This is a genomic window from Kitasatospora sp. NPDC096077 (genome assembly GCF_040303245.1).
Lineage (GTDB): Bacteria > Actinomycetota > Actinomycetes > Streptomycetales > Streptomycetaceae > Kitasatospora.
On record NZ_JBEOSV010000053.1, the window covers coordinates 39235 to 59729 of the forward strand.

The window sequence follows — 20495 nt, forward strand, 5'->3', positions numbered from 1 at the left end:
CACCCTGAGGATCGCTGCATGCCTGGCATCACGCGCGAGGAGGTCGCCCACCTCGCCCGGCTGTCGCGTCTTGAGCTGAAGCCCGAAGAGCTGGACCACTTCGCCGAGCAGCTCGACGTGATCATCGGCGCGGTCGCCCGCGTTTCCGAGGTCGCCGGACAGGACGTCCCGCCGACCTCCCACCCGCTGCCGCTGACCAACGTCATGCGCGCGGACGAGGTGCGGCCCTCGCTCACCCCGGAGCAGGCGCTGTCCGGCGCCCCCGCCGCCGAGGAGCAGCGTTTCCGCGTACCGCAGATCCTCGGGGAGGACTGACCGAGATGACCGAGCTGATCCGCTACACCGCCGCCGAGACCGCGGGCGCCATCGCCAAGGGCGAGGTCTCCGCCGTCGAGGTCGCCCAGGCGCACCTGGACCGCATCGGGGCCGTCGACAAGAAGGTCAACGCCTTCCTGCACGTCGACACCGAGGGCGCGCTGGCCGCCGCCAAGGCCGTCGACGAGAAGCGCGCCAAGGGCGAGGAGCTGGGCCCGCTGGCCGGCGTCCCGCTCGCGCTGAAGGACGTCTTCACCACCAAGGGCATCCCGACCACCTGCGGGTCGAAGATGTTGGAGGGCTGGATCCCGCCCTACGACGCCACCCTGACCACCCGTCTCAAGGACGCCGGCGTCGTCATCCTCGGCAAGACCAACATGGACGAGTTCGCGATGGGCTCCTCCACCGAGAACTCCGCCTACGGCCCGACCGGCAACCCGTGGGACCTCACCCGCATCCCCGGCGGCTCCGGCGGCGGCTCGGCCGCCGCGCTGGCCGCCTTCGAGGCCCCGCTGGCGATCGGCACCGACACCGGCGGCTCGATCCGCCAGCCCGGCGCCGTCACCGGCACCGTCGGCGTCAAGCCGACCTACGGCTCGGTGTCCCGCTACGGCCTGGTCGCCTTCTCCAGCAGCCTGGACCAGGGCGGCCCGTGCGCCCGTACGGTGCTGGACGCGGCGCTGCTGCACGAGGCCATCGCCGGCCACGACCCGCTGGACTCCACCTCGATCGACGCGCCGGTCCCGGCCGTGGTCGAGGCCGCGCGGATGCGCGACGTCCGCGGCATGCGGATCGGCGTCGTCAAGGAGTTCGCCGGCGAGGGCTACCAGGCCGGCGTGATGCAGCGCTTCGACGAGTCGGTGGAGCTGCTGCGCGAGCTGGGCGCCGAGGTCGTCGAGGTGTCCTGCCCGTCCTTCACCCTGGCGCTGCCGGCGTACTACCTGATCGCGCCGTCCGAGTGCTCCTCCAACCTGGCCCGCTTCGACGCCATGCGCTACGGCCTGCGGGTCGGCGACGACGGCTCGCGCTCGGCCGAGGAGGTCACCGCGCTGACCCGTGAGGCCGGCTTCGGCGACGAGGTCAAGCGCCGCATCATCCTGGGCACCTACGCGCTCTCCTCGGGCTACTACGACGCCTACTACGGCTCGGCCCAGAAGGTCCGCACGCTGATCTCGCGGGACTTCGACGCGGCCTTCGCCGGTGTGGACGTGCTGGTCTCGCCGACCACGCCGACCACCGCCTTCCCGATCGGCGAGCGCGCCGACGACCCGATGGCGATGTACCTGGCCGACCTGTGCACGATCCCGTCCAACCTGGCGGGCAACGCGGCCATGTCGCTGCCGGTCGGCCTGGCCCCGGAGGACAATCTCCCGGTCGGCCTGCAGATCATCGCTCCCGCGATGGCGGACGACCGCCTGTACCGCGTGGGCGGCGCCGTCGAGGCCGCACTCAACGACAAGTGGGGGCACACCCTGCTGGAGGAGGTACCGGCACTGTGAGCAAGATCGAGAAGGCCAAGGCCCCGAGCTCCCTCAAGGGCTTCAAGCACAGCAAGCCCGGGCTGTGGCTGTCCATCGGCACCAGCGCGTTCGGTGCGATCTCCATCGCCAAGGACGTCCGCAGCGCCCGCGCGGACAGCGACACCCTCAAGCTGGTCAACGCCCTGGTCGGGGCCGCCGCACTGATCACCGGGACCGCCCTGCTGGTGCGCGAGCTCCGTCAGCTCGCCTCCGACGACGTCCTGCTGGGCTGACGCCCCGGCCCGGTCCCGCCCGCCGGGTGGGACCGGGCCCGTACCTCCCAAGCTTCAAGTGAGAAGGGACGCTGTGAGCGTCATGAACCTGGTCTCCTACGAGGACGCTCTCGCGTCGTACGACCCGGTGATGGGCCTTGAGGTCCACGTCGAGCTGGGCACCAAGACCAAGATGTTCTGCGGTTGCTCGACCGAGCTGGGCGCCGAGCCGAACAGCCAGACCTGCCCGACCTGTCTGGGCCTGCCGGGCTCGCTGCCGGTCGTCAACGCGGTGGGCGTGGAGTCGGCCGTCAAGATCGGCCTGGCGCTGAACTGCGAGATCGCCGAGTGGTGCCGGTTCGCGCGGAAGAACTACTTCTACCCGGACATGCCCAAGAACTTCCAGACCTCGCAGTACGACGAGCCGATCGCCTTCAACGGCTACCTCGACGTGCAGCTGGAGGACGGCTCGACCTTCCGGGTGGAGATCGAGCGCGCCCACATGGAGGAGGACACCGGCAAGTCCAGCCACGTCGGCGGCGCCACCGGTCGCATCCACGGGGCCACCCACTCGCTGCTCGACTACAACCGGGCCGGCATCCCGCTGATCGAGATCGTCACCAAGCCGATCGAGGGCGCCGGCGAGCGGGCCCCCGAGGTCGCCAAGGCGTACGTCGCCGAGCTGCGCGAGCTGATCAAGGCGCTGGGCGTCTCCGAGGCCCGGATGGACAAGGGCCAGATGCGCTGCGACGTCAACCTGTCGCTGCGCCCGAACGGCACCGAGACCTTCGGCACCCGCTCGGAGACCAAGAACGTCAACTCGCTGCGCAGCGTGGAGCGGGCCGCCCGGTTCGAGATCCAGCGGCACGCGACCGTGCTCACCGACGGCGGCACCATCGTCCAGGAGACCCGTCACTTCCACGAGGAGGACGGCAGCACCACCTCGGGCCGGATCAAGGACAACGCCGAGGACTACCGCTACTTCCCCGAGCCGGACCTGGTGCCGGTCGCCCCCGCCCGGGAGTGGGTCGAGGAGCTGCGCGCCGCGCTGCCGGAGCTGCCGCGGGTGCGCCGCGCCCGGCTGCAGGCCGAGTGGGGCCTGTCCGACAAGGACATGCAGTCGGTGCTCAACGCCGGTGCGGTCGAGCCGATCCAGGACACCATCGCGGCCGGCGCCCCCGCCGACCAGGCCCGCAAGTGGTGGATGGGCGAGCTGGCCCGTCGCGCCAACGAGACCGGCACCGAGCTGAGCGAGCAGCCGATCACCCCGGCGCAGGTCGCCCGGGTCACCGCGCTGGTCGCCGAGGGCAAGCTGAACGACAAGCTGGCCCGTCAGGTCATCGAGGCCGTGCTGGCCGGCGAGGGCGAGCCGGACGAGGTCGTCGAGAAGCGCGGCCTGGCCGTGGTCTCGGACGACTCCGCGCTGGGTGCCGCCGTCGACCAGGCCATCGCCGAGAACGAGGCGGTCGCCGCCAAGATCCGCGACGGCAAGGTGGCGGCCGTGGGCGCGCTGGTCGGCGCGGTCATGAAGGCCACCCGTGGCCAGGCGGACGCGGCCCGGGTGAAGGACCTGATCCTGGAGCGGCTCGCCGTGGAAGGACAGTAGGCACAGCCTGGAGAAGCTGGGCGTGTCTGCCTGAGATGCCGAGGCGGCCTAGGCCGTCAAGCCCGCCTACCTAAGGCGTCTAAGGCATCTAAGGCCCTCTAAGTAAGGCCTAAGGCCCTGTCTCACCTATGTATCTAGGTGAGACAGGGCCTTAAACCTTTTCTGCTGCCGAATCTAAGGCATCCGGCCTTCGGAAGATGGGGCACGCTCCCGATGTGGCACCCCCCACTGGGGGAGGAAGCTCTTACATGTCAGGGAAACGAAGGCAGGACCCGAGGGGGAGCCCCAAATGATCGAGTACCAGCTCATCCAGCAGCAGGCCCACGAGCTCGAAGCCCGCGCCGAGCACGAGCGCCTGGTCCGCGAGGCCCGGCAGGCCGGCCGCCTCCGTCGCCGTCCGGTGGCCGCCCGCTTCCAGCGGCGCCCCGTGCGTCGGCCGGAGTGCTGACGGTGCGGCACCACGACGGTGTCGAGGGAGTTCCGGAGGGGGAGGCGCCGCGGGGGAGCGCCTCCCCCTCCGGGCGTTCACCCCGTTCGCCTGGGGAGATAACCCCTCTCACCCGCGGCTCCGGCTATGGCATGCTCGCCTCCATGCAGCAGATATCGGTCAGTCCCGTCTTCGTCGGCCGCGGCAGCGAGATCACCGAACTGACCGATGCGCTGCGCCGGGCGGGCAGCGGCAGCCCGCAGGCCGTGCTGATCGGCGGTGAGGCCGGCATCGGCAAGACCCGGCTGCTGGAGGAGTTCCTCCAACGAGCCTGCGACGGGGGAGCGGTCACCACGCTCGGCAGCTGTCTGGAGGTCGGTGCCGAGGGCCTGCCGTACGCTCCGCTGGCGGCCGCGCTGCGCCGGCTGCACCGCTCGCTGGGCGCCGAGTTCGAAGCCGCGGCGGCCGGCAGCGAGGGCCACCTCGCCCGACTGCTCTCCGAGTTCGGCGAGGCGGACGGCGAGCCCAACGACGAGTACGGCCGGGCCCGACTGTTCGAGCACACAGCGAGACTGTTCGAACGGTTCGGCGCGGAACGTACCCTCGTGCTCGCCATCGAGGACCTGCACTGGTCCGACCGCTCCACCCGCGAACTGCTCTCCTTCCTGGTGCGCACCCTGCACCGCTCCCGGGTGCTGCTGGTCGCCACCTACCGCACCGACGACCTGCACCGGCGCCACCCGCTGCGCCCCTTCCTGGCCGAGCACGAACGGCTGCGCACCGTCCAGCGGTTGGAGCTGGAGCGGTTCGGCCGCCGCGAGGTCGCGGCCCAGCTGGCCGGCATCCTCGGCACCGCCGCCCCCGACCGCCAGCTGGTGGACCGCATCCTGCGCCGCTCGGAGGGCAACCCGTTCTTCGTCGAGGAGCTGGCCACCGCCTTCGCGGACGGCTGCGGCGCCGGGCTCACCGACTCGCTGCGGGACATCCTGCTGGTCCGGGTCGAGGGGCTGGACGAGGAGGCCCAGAAGGTGGTGCGGATCGCCGCCGAGGGCGGCTCGCACGTCGAGCACGCCCTGCTGGCCGCCGTCCTGGCCGGTGACGAGGAGGCGCTGATCGAGGCGCTGCGGGTGGCCGTCGGCGCCAACATCCTGCGCCCGGACAGCGAGGGCGAGGGCTACCGGTTCCGGCACGCGCTGGTCCGCGAGGCGGTCTCGGACGACCTGCTGCCCGGCGAACGGCACCGGATCAACCGCAAGTTCGCGCTCGCCGTGGAGGCGCAGCCGCAGCTCGTCCCGGCCGACGCGCTGCCCGCCCGGCTGGCCAACTACTGGTACCACGCGCACGATCCGGCCCGCGCCCTGCCGACCGCCCTGGACGCCGCCCGGGCGGCCCGCCGCCGCAACGCCTTCGCCGAGCAACTCGGGATGCTGGAACGGGCCCTGGAGCTGTGGGACCTGGTCTCCGAGGAGGTGCTGGCGCACACCCTGCGCCCGTACGACTGGGCCGAGACCTACCCGCCCGGCTCCTGCGACCACAGCCCCGCGGGCGCCGACTGCGACCGGATCCAGCTGGTCGACGTGCTGGCCGAGGCGGTGGTCGCGGCCCGGCGCTGCGGCGACCGCGAGCGCGGCCTGAGCCTGGCCAAGCGCGGGCTCCGGCTGGTCGACGAGGCGGAGCACCCGGTGCGCTCGGCCTGGTTCCGGATCAACCGGGCCCGGATGCTGGGCAATCTGCGCCGCTCCGGGGACGACGAGGAGATCGCCCGCGCGCACCGGCTGGTGGAGCACCTGCCGCCGTCCGCGGTGCAGGCCGAGGTGTTCGCGCTGGCCGCCGGGGTGGCGGTGGTGCGCAAGCCGCGCACCGAGCACATGGAGCTGGCCGAGCGGGCGATCGGGATCGCCCGGCAGGTCGGCGCGCACTCGGTCGAGGTGCACGCCCGGATGACCCTCGGCAGCCTGCGCTACGACCTGCTCGGCGACGCCGAGGGCGGGCTGGCCGAGCTGACCGCGGCGATCGAGCGGGCCCGGCAGCTGGGCATCCCGGACCTCCTGCTGCGCGGCATCAACAACCTGGCCAGCATGCAGCACGGACTGGGCCGCACCGAGGAGGCCGTCCGACTGGCCCGGGAGGGCCTGGAGTTCGCGGACGGCAACGGGCTGCAGCGCAACATCGGCTACATCCTGGCGGGCAACCTGGTCGAGGCGCTGATCGACCTCGGGCAGCTGCGGGAGGCCGAGGAACTGCTCGCCGCCAGCGAGCTGACCAGCCTGCCCGGCTCGCACGCCGAGTTCCTGGACCGGCTGCGCGGCGACCTGGCGCTGCTGCGCGGGGACCTGTCCACCGCGGCGACCATGCTGGCGCAGGCCCGGGCGGCCAACCGGGTCGGCCAGGCGCAGCACGGCGTGCCGATCAGCCGGCTGGCGCTGCGGATCGCCGCGTACGGCGGACGGCCGCTGGACGCCCGGGCCGAACTGCTCGCCGCGCTGGCGGAGGAGGGGCGGCTCGGCTACGAGTCCGACGTCTACCCGCTGCTGGTGGAGGCCGCCGGGGTGGAGGCGGACAACCTGGGGCTGCCGGAGGCCGCGGCGGGCCGGGCCGAGGCGCTGGCCGCGATCGCCGCGGCGGCCGCCGAGCTGCGGCCCCGGTCGCCGCTGCACCACGGCTGGGAGCGGCTGCTGGAGGCCGAACTGGCCCGGGCGGCGGCCTCGGACACCCCGGCCCAGTGGGAGCGGGCGGTCACCGAGCTGCGGCCGGCCGGTCTGCCGTACCCGCTGGCGCTGGGCCTGCTGCGCGGGGCCGAGGCCCAGGTGCGGGCCGGCCGGCGGGAGGAGGCCACCGAACTGCTGCGCGAGGCGGCCGAACTGGCGGGCGCCCGGAGCGACCGGCTGCTGGGGGCGCAGATCACCGCCCTGGCCGAGCGGGCCGGGCTGGGGCTGGCCCCGGCCGAGCGCCCGGCCGTCGCGGCCGCGCCCGCTCCGGCGGTCGGGGAGTCCTTCGGGCTCACCCCCCGTGAGCGGGACGTGCTCCGGCTGCTCGCGCGGGGCTGGACCAACCGGCAGATCGCCGAGGAACTGTACATCTCTCCGAAGACCGCAAGCGTGCACGTGTCCAACATCCTCGGCAAGTTGGAGGTCGGCGGCCGCGGCGAGGCCGCCGCACTGGCCCACCGGCTGCGGCTGTTCCCCGACGACGCGGCCCCCGCGGGGCGGTGAAGCCGCAGGTCGTCGGCCGTACCCGGACGATCGGTGGGCAGCCCGGCCCGGGTGGCCGGGCGCCGTCGCGTGCTCCCGTGCGCGCCGCGTGAGCCCCTGTTCGCGCGCCGCCGCCAACCGGGCCGATCGGTCGGAACCGGGTGCATTTCCCCGCCCTGCCGCCATTACTCTAAGTTGAGTGTGCGTGTCATTGAGTGACGGAATTGGTGTAGGGTCCCGGGCGGGAGCATCGGTGCGGTGCGGCGGCCGGACGGCAGTCCACCCCCTGGGCCGCCGTCCTGACGGGGCGCCAGGCCGCCGCGTACGGCCGGGAGGCGCGTGGCCGGTGGTCCGTGGCCGGGGCGCCGGGCCCCGGGCCGGAGGGGGAGAGGCCGAGTGAGCTCCACCGATACGGTGCTGCCCGGATCAGGACGGCAGGGCGTACCGCCCGCCGACGCGTCCGCCGTCGAACCGCCCGGGCCGCCCGGGCCGCCCGGGGTGCCCGGGCCGGTCGGGCAGGGCCCGCTGGCCGGGCTGCGGGGCAGCGGCACGCTGCCCGGCCTCGTCCTCGGGGTGCTCTGCCTGGCCTATGCGACGGGCGCCGCGGCCGGCTGGGGCTCGCACCAACTCGCCGTCTTCATGGGTGACTTCGGGCTGGCCGCGGCCGCCCTCGCGTCCGCGCTGTCCTGTCTGGTCTACGGCTGTACGGTCGGCGGCCACGCCCGCCCGGCCTGGCTGCTGTTCGGCCTCTCCTCGCTCACGGTGGCCTTCGGCAACGGCACCTGGGGCTGGTACGAGGTGGTGGTGCGGATCCAGCAGCCGCAGGACTCGCTCGCCCAGTACGCCTTCCTGCTGTTCGCCCCGCTCTCCATCACCGGCGTGCTGGTGCTCGCCCAGCACCCGCGCTCGGCGGCCGGCTGGCTGTGCCTGCTGCTGGACGGCTGGCTGATCGCCGGCTCGCTGTTCACCCTCAGCTGGAGCCTGGCGCTCGGCCGGATCGCGGCCGTGGGGCACGGCTCCCCGCTGCGGCTGGCCCTCAACCTGGCCTACCCGGTGCTGGACATCCTGCTGGTCAGCCTGGTGGTGGGGCTGCGCTTCGGCGGCCGGGACGGCAACCGGGCGGCGGTGCACACCGCGATGCTCGCGCTCGCCGTCACGGTCACCTGCGACGCCCTGTTCACCTCCCCGGAGCTGCACAGCAACTACCACTCCGGCGAGCTGCTGGACGCCGGCTGGTTCGCCGGCAGTCTGCTGCTCGCCTGGGCGCCGTGGTCCGCGCGCTGGCGCCGCCCGCTGCGCGAGCACCCCTCGGTCGGCGGCCTGCCGCGCCGTCGGGTGGCCACCACCTTCAGCGCGCTCACCCCGTACGCGGCCGCCGCGGTGTGCACCGCCGGAATCCTCTACAACGCCGTCGGCGGGCGCGAGTTGGACCGCGTGGTGGCCGCGGCGGCGTGCACCGTCGGACTGGCCCTGATCCTCCGTCAGGGCGTCATGCTGCTCGACAACCTGTCGCTGGCCCAGGAACTCGCCCACAAGGAGGCGCACTTCCGCTCCCTGGTGCAGGGCTCCAGCGACGTGATCATGATCGCCGGGGCGAACGGGGTGCTCTCGTACGTCTCCCCGGCGGCGCTCGGCGTCTACGGGCGGGACCCGGAGGAGCTGGTCGGCGGCAACCTGCTGGACCTGGTCCACCCCGAGGACGTGGACCGGGTGCTCGCCGAGGTCCGCCGCTACCTCGCGCGGGTGCGGCTGGCCGCCCACCGCACCCCGGGCACCGTCGAACCCTCGGCCCGGGTCGAGTGCCGGATCGGCTCCGGCGTCGGCGAGTGGCTGCACGTCGAGTCGACCGTCAGCCGGCACCGCGACGGGCTGCTGCTGAACAGCCGGGACGTCACCGAACGCGTCATGCTCCAGGCCCAGTTGCAGCACAACGCGTTCCACGACCCGCTCACCGACCTGCCCAACCGGGCGCTGTTCACCCAGCGGCTGCGCGGCGCCCTCGGCACCCGCGGCCAGCAGGGCGGGACGGGCGCCGGCATCGCGGTGCTCTTCCTCGACCTGGACGGCTTCAAGGCGGTCAACGACAGCGCCGGCCACCAGGTCGGCGACGAACTGCTGGTGCAGGCCGCCCGCCGACTGCAGGGCGCCGTCCGCTGCGGGGACACCGTCGCCCGGTTCGGCGGCGACGAGTTCGCCGCGCTGGTCTGCGGCCCGCTCGGCAAGCTGCAGGTCCAGGAGCTGGCCGACCGGCTGCGGGTCGCGCTGTCCGAGCCGTACTGGATCGGCGGGGTCGAACTGGGCGTCGCCGCCAGCATCGGCATCGCCTTCGGCACCCCCGAACGCGGCCCGGCCGCCGACCCCAGAGCCGCCGCCGACGAGCTGATGCGCAACGCCGACCTGGCGATGTACCGGGCCAAGTCCGAGGGCAAGGGCCGGGTGGTGCTCTACGCCCCCGCGATGCGGGCCGACCTGGAGCGCCGCACCGAACTGGAGGAGCGGCTGCGGGTGGCCGTCCGGGAGGGCGGCTTCACCCTGCTCCACCAGCCCGTGGTGGACCTCGCCAGCGGCGCGGTGACCGGGATCGAGGCCCAGGCCCGCTGGCGCTCGGCGGGCGGTCTGCTGCTCACCCCGGCCGAGTTCCTGCGCTCGGCCGAGCACGGCGACGCGGCGACCCGGTTCTCCCGCTGGCTGGTCCACGAGGCGGTCACCGCCGCCGCCGACCGGCGCGACCTGTGCGGCCGGGGCCGCGGCGCGCCGGTGCCCGTCCCGGTGGCCGTCCGGCTCTCCGTCGAGCGGCTCTGCTCGCCCGGCCTGTACGAGACGGTGGCCGCCGTGCTGCGCGACAGCGGGCTGCCGGCCGGCGAGCTGGTGATCGAGGTGGCCCGGATGGGCCCGGACCCGCTCGCCGACGAACTCGGCCGCCGACTGGCCGCGTTGCGCGGACTCGGGGTCTCCACCTGGCTGGCCGGCTACGGCGCCGGCGGCGGCTCGCTGGCGGCGTTCGCCCGGCTGCCGTTGGACGGGCTCAAGCTGGACCGCACGCTGGTCCAGGGCCTGGGCGAGTCCACGCTCAGCCGCACCCTGGCCGGGCACGCGGTGCGGCTCGGCCGGGACCTCGGGATGGCCACCGCCGCCGAGGGGGTGGACCTGCCCCGGCAGGTCGCCGTGCTCCAGGAGCTGGGCTGCCGGCTGGCCCAGGGCTCGGCCTTCGCCCCGCCGCTGGACGAGGCCCGGCTGCGCCGGGCGCTGGCCCGCCGCGGCTACCCGCTGCCCAAGCCGCTCGGCGCGCTCTCCGCCCGTCGCACCCAACTGGCCGCGGACACCCGGACGAGTGGCCGCCCGGACGGTCCGGGCGGACGTGGCGCAGCTCACCACGGGGCCTCCGACCTGCCCGAACACCAGGCCGTCAGCGGTCCGGCGACCGGTCCGCATGGCGAGACGGTCATCCCACCTGCTTGACACGCCACCCCGGACGGGAGGAAGGTCGTTGCCATGCGCACCCGAATTCTCGTACTTGGCGGGCGCGTCGGCTGAGTGGGCTCGCACGCCCCGCTCGTGACAGACCGACGCGCCACCCCTCGCATGCCCTTGGGCACGAGGGGTTTTTTGTTGCACTGACGCTGTTCCCACCGCAAGACCCCTGGCCCCGACCGGCCCGAAGAGTCCGACGTGTCGGATCGAGCGGGACGATTGAGGCAGAGCCGGCGATCGACCCGGACCGGGACCCCACCCTCGCAGCACCGGGGCCCGCAGCACCGGGTCGGCAAGAACCGAGAAGAGACAGGCAGATGACCGAGCACGCCGCTTCCCCCCGCCGCGGGGACAACCCGGCCGCCCACGCTCCCGCTCCCCAGCACGTCGTCGAGACCATGACCGGCGCCCAGTCGCTCATCCGCTCGCTGGAGGCCGTGGGCGCGGACACCGTCTTCGGCATCCCGGGCGGGGCCATCCTTCCCGCGTACGACCCGCTGATGGACTCCGTCAAGGTGCGCCACATCCTGGTCCGGCACGAGCAGGGCGCCGGCCACGCCGCCACCGGCTACGCCCAGGCGACCGGCCGGGTCGGGGTCTGCATGGCCACCTCCGGTCCCGGTGCGACCAACCTGGTCACCCCGATCGCCGACGCGTACATGGACTCGGTGCCGGTCGTCGCGATCACCGGCCAGGTCTCCTCCCACGCGATCGGCACCGACGCCTTCCAGGAGGCGGACATCTGCGGCATCACGATGCCGATCACCAAGCACAACTACCTGGTCACCGACCCGGCCGAGATCCCCCGGGTGATCGCCGAGGCCTTCCACATCGCCTCCACCGGCCGCCCCGGCCCGGTCCTGGTCGACATCGCCAAGGACGCCCTGCAGGCCACCACCACCTTCCGCTGGCCGGTCGAGACCGCGCTGCCGGGCTACCGCCCGGTCACCAAGCCGCACGCCAAGCAGATCCGCGAAGCCGCGAAGATGCTGGTCGGCAGCAAGCGCCCGGTGCTGTACGTCGGCGGCGGCGTGCTCAAGGCGCAGGCCACCGCCGAGCTGCGGATCCTCGCCGAGCTGACCGGCGCCCCGGTCGTCACCACCCTGATGGCGCTCGGCGCCTTCCCGGACAGCCACCCCCAGCACCTGGGCATGCCCGGCATGCACGGTTCCGTCCCCGCCGTCACCGCCCTGCAGAAGTCGGACCTGCTGTTCACCCTCGGCGCCCGCTTCGACGACCGGGTCACCGGCAAGCTGGACAGCTTCGCCCCGTACGCCAAGATCGTGCACGCGGACATCGACCCGGCCGAGATCGGCAAGAACCGCCCGGCCGACGTGCCGATCGTCGGCGACGCCCGCGAGGTGCTGGCCGATCTGATCGTCGCCGTCCAGGCCGAGTTCGACGCCGGCCACAAGGGCGACTACACCGAGTGGTGGGAGAAGCTCGACGAGTGGAAGCGGACCTACCCGCTGGGCTTCGAGCCGGCCCCGGACGGTCGGCTGTCCCCGCAGCAGGTCATCGAGCGGATCGGCCGGCTGGTCGGCCCGGAGGCGATCTACGCCGCGGGCGTCGGCCAGCACCAGATGTGGAGCTCGCAGTTCATCCGCTTCGAGAAGCCCGGCACCTGGCTGAACTCCGGCGGCGCCGGCACCATGGGCTACGCCGTCCCGGCGGCGATGGGGGCCAAGGCGGGCCGCCCGGAGGCCGCGGTCTGGGCCATCGACGGCGACGGCTGCTTCCAGATGACCAACCAGGAACTGGCCACCTGCGCCCTGAACGACATCCCGATCAAGGTCGCGGTCATCAACAACGGCTCGCTGGGCATGGTCCGGCAGTGGCAGACGCTGTTCTACAACCAGCGCTACTCCAACACCGTGCTGCACGCCGGCCCCGAGCACGACGGCATCGCGCCGCCGGCCCAGGGCACCCGGATCCCCGACTTCGTCAAGCTGTCCGAGGCGATGGGCTGCGTCGGTCTGCGCTGCGAGCGCCCCGAGGACCTGGACGCGGTCATCGAGCAGGCGATGGCGATCGACGACCGCCCGGTGGTCATCGACTTCATCGTCCACCAGGACGCGATGGTGTGGCCGATGGTCGCGGCCGGCACCAGCAACGACGAGATCCAGTTCGCCAAGGGCGTCCGGCCCGACTTCGGCGACGATCTCGACTGACGGCCCTGCCAGTTATCCAGAACGACTGAGGAACCACATGTCAAAGCACACCCTCTCCGTCCTGGTCGAGAACAAGCCCGGCGTGCTCGCCCGCATCGCCGCGCTGTTCTCCCGTCGGGGCTTCAACATCGACTCCCTCGCCGTCGGCCCGACCGAGCATCCGGACGTGTCCCGGATGACGATCGTGGTCAACGTCGAGGACCTCCCGCTGGAACAGGTCACCAAGCAGCTCAACAAGCTCGTGAACGTGATAAAGATCGTCGAACTCGACCAGTCCGCTGCGATCCAGCGGGAACTGGTCCTGGTGAAGGTCCGCGCCGACAACGAGACCCGGTCGCAGATCGTCGAGATCGTCCAGCTGTTCCGTGCCAAGACCGTCGACGTGTCGCCGGAAGCGGTGACCATCGAGGCCACCGGCAGCTCGGACAAGCTGGAGGCCATGCTCCGGATGCTGGAGCCTTACGGCATCAAGGAGTTGGTCCAGTCCGGCCTGGTCGCCATCGGCCGCGGCGCGCGCTCCATCACGGACCGCTCGCTGCGCGCCCTCGACCGCAGCGCCTGACCAGCGCTTCTCAAGTAGCAGAGACCGCACCCACGCCGCCGTGCGCATACGGTAGGAAACCGCGCACCCGGCACCCATACGCAAGGAGATGTGCCCCCGTGGCCGAGCTGTTCTACGAAGACGACGCCGACCTGTCCATCATCCAGGGCCGCAAGGTCGCGGTGATCGGCTACGGCAGCCAGGGCCACGCCCACGCGCTGTCCCTGCGCGACTCCGGCGCCGACGTCCGGGTCGGCCTGAAGCCCGAGTCCAAGTCCCGCGCCAAGGCCGAGGAGGCCGGCCTGCGCGTGGTCACCCCGGCCGAGGCCGCCGCCGAGGCCGACGTCATCATGATCCTGGTGCCGGACCCGATCCAGGCCGACGTCTACGAGGCGGACATCGCCCCGCACCTGAAGGCCGGCGACGCCCTGTTCTTCGGTCACGGCCTGAACATCCGCTTCGGCTTCATCAAGCCCCCGGCGGACGTCGACGTCTGCATGGTCGCCCCGAAGGGCCCGGGCCACCTGGTCCGCCGCCAGTACGAGGAGGGCCGCGGCGTCCCGGCGATCGTCGCGGTCGAGCAGGACGCCACCGGCAACGGCTTCGCGCTGGCGCTGTCGTACGCCAAGGGCCTGGGCGCCACCAAGGCCGGCGTCATCAAGACCACCTTCACCGAGGAGACCGAGACCGACCTGTTCGGTGAGCAGGCCGTCCTCTGCGGTGGCACCGCCGCCCTGGTGAAGGCCGGGTTCGAGACCCTGGTCGAGGCCGGCTACCAGCCGGAGATCGCCTACTTCGAGTGCCTGCACGAGCTGAAGCTGATCGTCGACCTGATGTACGAGGGCGGCCTGGAGAAGATGCGCTGGTCGGTCTCCGAGACCGCCGAGTGGGGCGACTACGTCACCGGCCCGCGGATCATCACCGCCGACACCAAGGCCGAGATGAAGAAGGTCCTCACCGAGATCCAGGACGGCACCTTCGCCAACACCTGGATCGCCGAGTACAAGGCGGGTCTGCCCAAGTACAACGAGTACAAGAAGGCCGACGAGGACCACCTGCTGGAGACCACCGGCAAGAAGCTGCGCTCGCTGATGAGCTGGGTCAACGAGAAGGCCTGACCCCGCTTTCCGCAAGGCTCTTTTGTCCCGGCCTTGTACAAGTAGGCTGCTCTCGTCCGGGTGATTTCGCCGGACGGGAGCAGCCCGCCTTCCAGCCCGTCGATACACTCCGAGTGCGCGTCAGGCCCACAGCGTCGTGCGTCTACCTACGCGGCATGCCACCTTCCCCGCCCGAACACGCCACCCACGTGCGTCGGGGAACCGGACAGTTAAGGACCCACTGTCGTGAGCACTGCGACCACTGTGAAATCTGGCGTCGTCCTGATCGCCGAAGAGCTTTCGCCCGCCACCGTCGACGCCCTCGGACCCGACTTCGAGATCCGCCACTGCAACGGCGCCGACCGCACCGAGCTGCTCGCCGCGATCGCCGACGTGGACGCGATCCTGATCCGCTCCGCCACCAAGGTCGACGCCGAGGCGCTGGCCGCCGCCCGCCGGCTCAAGGTGGTCGCCCGGGCCGGCGTCGGCCTGGACAACGTGGACGTCGCCGCCGCCACCAAGGCCGGCGTCATGGTGGTCAACGCGCCGACCTCCAACATCGTCACGGCCGCCGAGCTCGCCTGCGGCCTGCTGATCTCCGTCGCCCGCAACATCGCCCCGGCCAACTCGGCGCTCAAGCAGGGCGAGTGGAAGCGCAACAAGTACACCGGCGTCGAGCTGAGCGAGAAGGTCCTCGGCGTGGTCGGCCTCGGCCGGATCGGCGTCCTGGTCGCCCAGCGGATGTCCGCGTTCGGGATGAAGATCGTCGCGTACGACCCCTACATCCAGGCCGCCCGCGCCGCGCAGATGGGCGTCAAGCTGGTCTCGCTGGAGGAGCTGCTGGAGGTCTCGGACTTCATCACCGTCCACCTCCCCAAGACCCCGGAGACCATCGGCCTGATCGGCGACGAGGCGCTGCACAAGGTCAAGCCGAGTGTGCGGATCGTCAACGCCGCCCGCGGCGGGATCGTGGACGAGGAGGCGCTCGCCGCCGCCCTGAGCGAGGGCCGGGTGGCCGGCGCCGGCCTGGACGTGTACGCCAAGGAGCCGTGCACCGACTCCCCGCTGTTCGCCTTCGACAACGTGGTCGCCACCCCGCACCTGGGCGCCTCCACCGACGAGGCGCAGGAGAAGGCCGGCATCGCGGTCGCCCGGTCGGTACGCCTGGCGCTGGCCGGCGAGCTGGTCCCGGACGCCGTCAACGTCCAGGGCGGTGTGATCGCCGAGGACGTCCGCCCGGGGCTGCCGCTGGCCGAGAAGCTCGGCCGGATCTTCACCGCGCTGGCCGGCGAGGTGGCCGTCCGACTGGACGTCGAGGTCCGCGGCGAGATCACCCAGCACGACGTGAAGGTGCTCGAACTGTCCGCGCTGAAGGGCGTGTTCGAGGACGTGGTGGCGGAGACGGTGTCCTACGTCAACGCCCCGCTGTTCGCCCAGGAGCGCGGCGTCGAGGTCCGGCTGACCACCTCCAGCGAGAGCGCCGAGCACCGCAACGTGATCACCGTGCGCGGCACCCTCGCGGACGGCGAGGAGATCGCCATCTCCGGCACGCTGGCCGGCCCGAAGCAGACCCAGAAGATCGTCGGCGTGGACGCCTTCGACGTGGACGTCGCGCTCACCGACCACATGGCCTTCTTCAAGTACGAGGACCGCCCCGGCGTGGTCGGCGTGCTCGGCCGCCACCTCGGCGACGCGGGCATCAACATCGCGGGCATGCAGGTCGCCCGGGACGGCGGCAGCGCCCTCGCCTCCATCACCGTGGACAGCGAGATCCCGCAGGACGTGCTGACCGCGATCGCCGCCGAGATCGGCGCCCGCTTCGCGCGCTCGGTCGACCTGGGCTGAGCCCCACCGCCCCGAGCAGGGCCCGGACCGCCGCTCCCGCGGTGGTCCGGGCCCTGCTGCGTCCCCCGGGTGACAGCCGTCTCAGATACTAGGAAATCCAAGTATTCGTGCAGACACGGCCGGTGCGGGGTCGTACCGTGGAAGGGCCATACGGCGTGCCGCCCCTGTAGCCAGGGTGTGCGGCCCGTGTGTGCGTGCGCCTTCACGGGCAGGCGATCCCTGCTCCCGCGCGTACCTCTCCCCCCTCCGCGCTCGCCGCAGCGCCGCTTCCAAGGAGCCCGGTATGCCCACCACCGCCGACCGCCACGTCGCCGCCCCCGTCGCCACCCCGGTCCGCGCCCCGCGCCGCCGCCGGGCCGCCGAGCGGAACACCTTCGCCGCCGCCGCGCTGCAGCGCTCGCTGGACCGCCGCGACAACGGCGGTGCCACCGGCCACAGCTGAGCGGCGCCACCGGCGGCGTTCATCGGCCTACTGGGCCGATCAGGTCGACCACGTATCACCCCGTAGAGTGCAACTGACGGCCATCCGAGGGAAGTTGCTCGCCCAGCTCGGCGCGATCATCCTAATTTGGGGCCCCCGGAAGGGTGATCGACGTCCGCGCGGGCGGGCGTCAGCGACCTCCTCGGTATGCGGATCATTCCCCCTTGCCGGGGAGAGGGTCCCTCGTGCGCCTGCCACCCGTCCGCCGACCGCTCGTCCGGATCGGCCTCACCCTGACCCTGCTCGTCGGGACCGCGGTGCTCGCCGCGACCCCGGCGTCCGGCGGCCCGCCGAGCGCCGGGCCGCCGTCCGGTCGCCGGACGTCCGTCCTGCTCGAACTCGACACCGAGGCGGCCGGCCCCGCCTGGCGCCGGGCCGGTGAGAGCGCCCGCCGGGCGCAGCGCTCGCCGGAGGCCGTCCACCGGGCGGCCGCCGAGGCCGGTGCCCACCAGCGCTCCCGGGCCGACGAGGTGCTCGACCGGCTGGCCGGGGCCGTCCACCGGTCGGTGCCCGCCGCCCGCGAGCTCTACCGCACCCGCACCCTGCTCACCGCGCTGGCGGTCAGCGCCCCCGCCGAACAGCTGCCCGCGCTGCGGGCGCTGCCCGGCGTCCGGGCCGTCCACCCGATCGTGAACAAGCAGCGCGACAACGCCTACTCCGTCCCGCTGACCGGCGCCCCGCAGGTCTGGGAGGGCAGCGAAGGGAACACCGGCCGGGGGGTGCGGATCGGCATCATCGACAGCGGCATCGACTACACCCACGCCGACTTCGGCGGCCCCGGCACCGAGGAGGCCTTCCGCTCGGTCGAGCGCGGCAAGCCCGCCCCGGCCGGGCTGTTCCCCAACGCCAAGGTGGTCGGCGGCAAGGACCTGGTCGGCGACGACTACAACCCCGACCCGAGCGCCCCGAACCACCAGCCGGTGCCGCACCCCAGCGACAACCCGCTCGACTGCGTGCGCAACGGGCACGGCACCCATGTCGCCGGCACCGCCGCCGGGTACGGCGTCACCGCCGACGGCCACCCGTACACCGGCCCGTACCGGCCCGGACTCGACCCGGCCGCGTTCCGGGTCGGCCCCGGCGCCGCCCCCGACGCCCAGCTGTACGCGATCCGGGTGTTCGGCTGCGACGGCTCCACCGACCGGCTCGCCCAGGCCCTCGACCTGGCCGCCGACCCGAACGGCGACGGCGACCTCGGCGACCGGCTCGACGTGGTCAACCTGTCGCTCGGCAGCCGCTTCGGCAGTCCCGACGACGCCGACTCGCTGGCCGTCGACCGGCTCGCCGAACTGGGCACCGTGGTGATCGCGGCCGCCGGGAACGAGGGCGACGTGTACGGCGTCGGAGGCAGCCCCGGCACCGCCGTCCGGGCGATCACCGTCGCCGCCTCCGTGCACGGCCACGCCGACGTGGACGGCATCACCGTGCTCGCCCCCGACGCCCTGGCCGGGGTCGTCCCGGGCCACTGGAGCGAGCTCTACCGGGGCTGGGCCGGCACCGAGGTGAGCGGGTCGCTCGCGGTGCCCCGCGACCAGGCGGACGGCTGCGTCGACTTCAGCGAGGCCGACAAGCAGCGGCTCAAGGGGCGGATCGCGGTGCTCACCTGGCGCACCCGGGACGCCGACCGGCCGTGCAACTCCGGTCCGCGCGCCGACCACGCCGCCGACGCCGGGGCGATCGGCGCGCTCTACGCCGCCGACACCGACCACCTGGCCGAGATCTCCGGCAACGAGCGGATCCCGGCCGTACTGCTCGGCCGCGCCGACGGCGAACGGCTGCTGGAGGCCGCCGTCGACGGTGACGTCCGGGTCCGGCTGGCCGCCCCCGGCAACCCGCTGCACGGCTCGGTCGCGCAGAACCAGCCCGCCCGGGTCGACACCCTCACCGACTTCACCTCCCGGGGCGTCGGGCTGCCCGGAGTGGTCAAGCCCGACCTGGCCGCCCCCGGGGAGGGCATCTGGTCCGCCCTGGTCGGCAGCGGCACCGGCGGCCAGCGCGAGAACGGCACCTCGATGGCCACCCCGCACGTCGCCGGGCTGGCGGCGCTGGTCCGCGCCGCCCACCCGGACTGGCCGGTCGAGCAGGTCAAGGCCGCGCTGATGAACACCGGCACCGACACCTACCTCGGCGACGACCACGGCGGGCCGGTCTACGGGCCCGAGCGCACCGGCGCCGGCCGGGCCCGGGTCGACCAGGCCGTCCGCACCCCGGTGGTCGCCTACGCGGCGGGGGAGGGCGCCCGGCCGGGCAGCGTCGGGGTCTCCTTCGGGCCGGTCGAGGTCAGCGGGCCGACCGCCCTCGACCGCACCGTCGAACTGCGCAACTACGGCTCCACGCCGCTGAGTTACCGGACCGGCTACGCGGCGGCCACCGAACTGCCGGGCGCCGCCTTCGAGGTGGCACCGGCCCAGGTGGAGGTCCCGGCGGGCGGCACCGCGCAGGTGCGGGTGACCCTGTCCGTCCCCGGGGCGCTGGGGCGGGCACCGGACCCGACCATCGACACCGTGCAGGGCGGCCGGGCCCGCAGCTACCGCGGCGAACTCTCCGGGCGGGTGCTGTTCACCCCGGTCGGCGACGCCGGTCCGCCGCAGCTGCGCGTCCCGGTGTTCGCCGCACCGCGTCCCACCGGCGACCTCCGCGCCACCGCCTCCGCCCGGACCGCCCGGGACGGCACCCTGGTCACCCTCGGCGGCGGCGCCGCGCCCGGCGAGGTGCCCGGCCTGGTCACCGCCCTCGCGCTGGGCGGCGAGGCGGCCCGCTGGCCCGACTGCCCGCCCGGCGGCGGCAAGGCCGTCGGCCCCGGTGCCGGCGTCCGCCCCGAGGACGCCCAGGAGCCGGCCGACCCGCCCCAGGACCTCTGCGTCGAGCACGCCGCGGACCGGGTCGCCAACCTGCGGGCCGTGGGCGCGGCCGTCGACGCCGACAAGCTGTACGTGGGCGCCCGGCTGTGGGCCCCGGCGGCCACCCCGGTCGGGCTGTACGGGGTGCGGGTCGCGCTGGACACCGACGGGGACGGCGTCGCCGACGTGATCCTCAAGGCCGACCGGCTGCGCGGCAGCGACGTCCTGGTCTCCCGGGCCGTCGACGCCCGCACCGGCGCCGAACTGGACGTCCAGCCGCTGAACGCCCACTGGGGCGACACCGACACCGGGCTGCTGGACAGCGACGTGCTGGTGCTCCCGGTCCGGCTGAGCGCCCTGCCCGGCATCACCCCCGGCCACAGCACCGTCCACTACGGCGTCTGGACCGGCGTCACCGGCTCCGGCAAGCCCGACCCGGCCGACTCCTACGCCACCATCGGCCTGCGCGGCGCCCGGCCGACCGTCCCGATCGACGTCCTGCAGCCGGCCCTCGCCGTCCGGGCCGGTCTCACCGGCCCGGTCGCGGTGGTCGCCCCGGCCGGTCCCGGCACCGTCCTGGACGTCCACCGCACCCCGGGCGACACCTCCCGGCTGCTGCTGCTCCACCACCTCAACCCGGCCGACCGCCGGGCCGAGGTGCTCGACCTGCCGTAACCACCGGGCACGGGCGGCCCGCCCGCGGCCCCGGGGGGGGCCCGCGGGGGGGGGACCGGCCCGCCGCCGACCCCCGGCCCGTCGGCGTGTCCCGGGGCCCGGG

Annotated in this window: 13 protein-coding genes; all 13 read left to right on the top strand. The window is 73.5% G+C overall.

Annotated elements, in window-relative coordinates:
• Window positions 1-18 precede the first annotated feature (18 nt).
• The 13 genes from gatC (at window position 19) to ABTZ03_RS32490 (ending at window position 20392) form a co-directional block, all read left to right on the top strand.
• Window positions 19-315 (top strand): Asp-tRNA(Asn)/Glu-tRNA(Gln) amidotransferase subunit GatC, encoded by a 297-nt coding sequence (gene gatC, locus ABTZ03_RS32430; protein WP_030057414.1) that lies wholly within the window; start codon window positions 19-21, stop codon window positions 313-315.
• Between the two features lie 5 nt (window positions 316-320).
• On the top strand, window positions 321-1814 hold the full coding sequence (gatA, locus tag ABTZ03_RS32435; protein WP_350516715.1) for an Asp-tRNA(Asn)/Glu-tRNA(Gln) amidotransferase subunit GatA: 1494 nt from the start codon (window positions 321-323) through the stop codon (window positions 1812-1814).
• Window positions 1811-2068, top strand: a complete 258-nt coding sequence (locus ABTZ03_RS32440) for a hypothetical protein (protein WP_350516716.1) — start codon at window positions 1811-1813, stop codon at window positions 2066-2068. Before gatA ends, ABTZ03_RS32440 begins: the two co-directional genes overlap by 4 nt.
• Window positions 2069-2141: 73 nt before the next feature.
• Window positions 2142-3653, top strand: coding sequence for an Asp-tRNA(Asn)/Glu-tRNA(Gln) amidotransferase subunit GatB (gene gatB, locus ABTZ03_RS32445; RefSeq protein WP_350516717.1), 1512 nt, complete (start codon window positions 2142-2144; stop codon window positions 3651-3653).
• Between the two features lie 289 nt (window positions 3654-3942).
• Complete coding sequence (locus tag ABTZ03_RS32450) at window positions 3943-4101, top strand: hypothetical protein (protein ID WP_350516718.1); 159 nt, start codon at window positions 3943-3945, stop codon at window positions 4099-4101.
• 143 nt (window positions 4102-4244) lie between these two features.
• On the top strand, window positions 4245-7292 hold the full coding sequence (locus ABTZ03_RS32455; RefSeq protein WP_350516719.1) for a helix-turn-helix transcriptional regulator: 3048 nt from the start codon (window positions 4245-4247) through the stop codon (window positions 7290-7292).
• 477 nt (window positions 7293-7769) lie between these two features.
• Window positions 7770-10730 carry a putative bifunctional diguanylate cyclase/phosphodiesterase gene (locus tag ABTZ03_RS32460; protein WP_502894655.1) on the top strand — a complete coding sequence of 987 codons (2961 nt, stop codon included), beginning with the start codon at window positions 7770-7772 and terminating at the stop codon, window positions 10728-10730.
• Window positions 10731-11059: 329 nt separating this feature from the next.
• Complete coding sequence (locus ABTZ03_RS32465) at window positions 11060-12913, top strand: acetolactate synthase large subunit (protein WP_350516720.1); 1854 nt, start codon at window positions 11060-11062, stop codon at window positions 12911-12913.
• Window positions 12914-12950: 37 nt separating this feature from the next.
• Window positions 12951-13475, top strand: a complete 525-nt coding sequence (gene ilvN / locus ABTZ03_RS32470) for an acetolactate synthase small subunit (RefSeq protein WP_030286969.1) — start codon at window positions 12951-12953, stop codon at window positions 13473-13475.
• Window positions 13476-13573: 98 nt separating this feature from the next.
• Window positions 13574-14572, top strand: a complete 999-nt coding sequence (ilvC, locus tag ABTZ03_RS32475; RefSeq protein ID WP_350516721.1) for a ketol-acid reductoisomerase — start codon at window positions 13574-13576, stop codon at window positions 14570-14572.
• A gap of 225 nt (window positions 14573-14797) precedes the next feature.
• Complete coding sequence (gene serA / locus ABTZ03_RS32480) at window positions 14798-16396, top strand: phosphoglycerate dehydrogenase (RefSeq protein ID WP_350516722.1); 1599 nt, start codon at window positions 14798-14800, stop codon at window positions 16394-16396.
• 283 nt (window positions 16397-16679) lie between these two features.
• Complete coding sequence (locus ABTZ03_RS32485) at window positions 16680-16838, top strand: hypothetical protein (protein WP_350516723.1); 159 nt, start codon at window positions 16680-16682, stop codon at window positions 16836-16838.
• Window positions 16839-17062: 224 nt separating this feature from the next.
• Window positions 17063-20392: a S8 family serine peptidase gene (locus ABTZ03_RS32490; RefSeq protein ID WP_350516724.1), complete on the top strand. Its 3330-nt coding sequence runs from the start codon at window positions 17063-17065 to the stop codon at window positions 20390-20392.
• Window positions 20393-20495: the final 103 nt, after the last annotated feature.